At 70.4% G+C, this 1519-nt stretch carries 2 protein-coding genes; one reads left to right on the top strand and one right to left on the bottom strand.

The genetic code is table 11. The annotated features are described in order from the left end of the window. Nucleotides 1-230, bottom strand: a 230-nt coding sequence (locus tag P409_RS34015; protein WP_152613704.1) for a hypothetical protein, incomplete at its 3' end; no start/stop codon positions are given. Nucleotides 231-316: 86 nt separating this feature from the next. Between P409_RS34015 and pip the strand changes: the two genes are divergently transcribed. Continuing rightward, complete coding sequence (gene pip / locus P409_RS34010) at nucleotides 317-1267, top strand: prolyl aminopeptidase (protein WP_034849181.1); 951 nt, start codon at nucleotides 317-319, stop codon at nucleotides 1265-1267. The last annotated feature ends 252 nt before the right edge of the window (nucleotides 1268-1519 follow it).

The raw sequence follows: 1519 nt of genomic DNA, 5'->3' as shown, positions 1-1519 counted from the left end.
ATGTCGCGCCATTGGCCGGCGGGGATGTCGAGCGCGCTGAGCCGCACCACCGTGCCGTCGGCGAGGCTCACCGTGCGACCGTCGAGCACGGCGGCGACCGCCATCGGCGGGTCGTAGTCGAGTCCGTCCGACGGCTGGGCCCCGGCGCGGCCGGCGGCGCAGAGCAGGAGCAGGAGAAGCAGGGCGCGGCGCATCCCGGCAGCATAGGACAGGCGGCTGCGGTCTCGCACCGCAGAGCCTCGCCTCGATCGGCTTTTTGCAATGCGCCGACGACGCCGTAGAGTGGGGATCGAGACTCAGCCCGACAGCGAGACCCATGCCGCGCGACCTGATCTTCCCGACCATCGAGCCTTTCGCCACCGGCCTGATGCCGGTCGATGACCTGCACAGCATCTACTGGGAGCAATGCGGCAAGCCGGACGGCGTGCCGGTGGTGTTCCTGCATGGCGGGCCGGGCGCCGGCGCCTCGCCCACCCATCGCCGCTTCTTCGACCCCGGCTTCTACCGCATCATCATCTTCGACCAGCGCGGCGCCGGCCGGTCGCGGCCGCTGGGCGAGACCCGGCAGAACACCACCGAGCACCTGGTCGGGGACATGGAGCAGCTGCGCCGGATGCTGGGCATCGAGCGCTGGCACGTCTTCGGCGGTTCCTGGGGCTCCACCCTCGCCCTCGCCTACGCCCAGGCGCATCCGCAGCGCTGCCGGTCGCTGACCCTGCGCGGCATCTTCCTGATGCGGCCGGCGGAGATCGACTGGTTCTTCCACGGCATGGGCACCTTCTTCCCGGAGGCGCATCGCAGCTTCGTCGAGTTCCTGCCGCCGGCCGAGCGCGGCGACCTGACCCGCGCCTATCACCGCCGCCTGACCGACCCCGACCCGGCGGTGCACCTGCCGGCGGCGCGGGCCTGGAGCATCTATGAAGGCTCCTGCTCCACCCTGCTGCCGAACCCGGAGATCGTGGCCTCGGCCGGCGAGGACGCGCATGCGCTGGGCCTGGCCCGGATCGAGGCGCATTACTTCCTGAACAACCTGTTCACCCCGCCGGACCGGCTGCTGCGCCAGGTCGACCGCATCCGCCACATTCCGGCGACGATCGTCCAGGGCCGCTACGACACGGTGTGCCCGATCACGACGGCGGACGAGCTGCACCGCGCCTGGCCGGAGGCGGCCTATGTCGTGGTGCCGGACGCCGGCCATTCGGCGATGGAGCCGGGCATCCGCACCGCCCTGGTCGAGACGATGGAGCGGCTGAAGACGGTGGGATAGAGGCTGTTTCCGGATTGAGCCAAGGCGTTGCCTCTCCCGCGTGGTCTTTTCACAACACCCAATTCCTCGGCGTCATTGCGAGCGCAGCGAAGCAATGACGGTTCTGGGAATTCTGAAAAGGTCCCGCAAGCGGGAGAGGCAACGCGCCTGCCCATGCGGAGCCAGCCGCTCTCGGGCAGTCCTCGTTCCCTCAATCCGCCAGCCCGCCGCCGCGGGCGTGGCGGACCAGGCGCACCAGCTCCTTCCGCGCCG

The organism is Inquilinus limosus MP06 (genome assembly GCF_000767795.1).
Classification (GTDB): domain Bacteria; phylum Pseudomonadota; class Alphaproteobacteria; order DSM-16000; family Inquilinaceae; genus Inquilinus; species Inquilinus limosus_E.
Note: the sequence above shows the minus strand (reverse complement) of the source record. Positions and strands in the feature narration are given on the sequence as shown.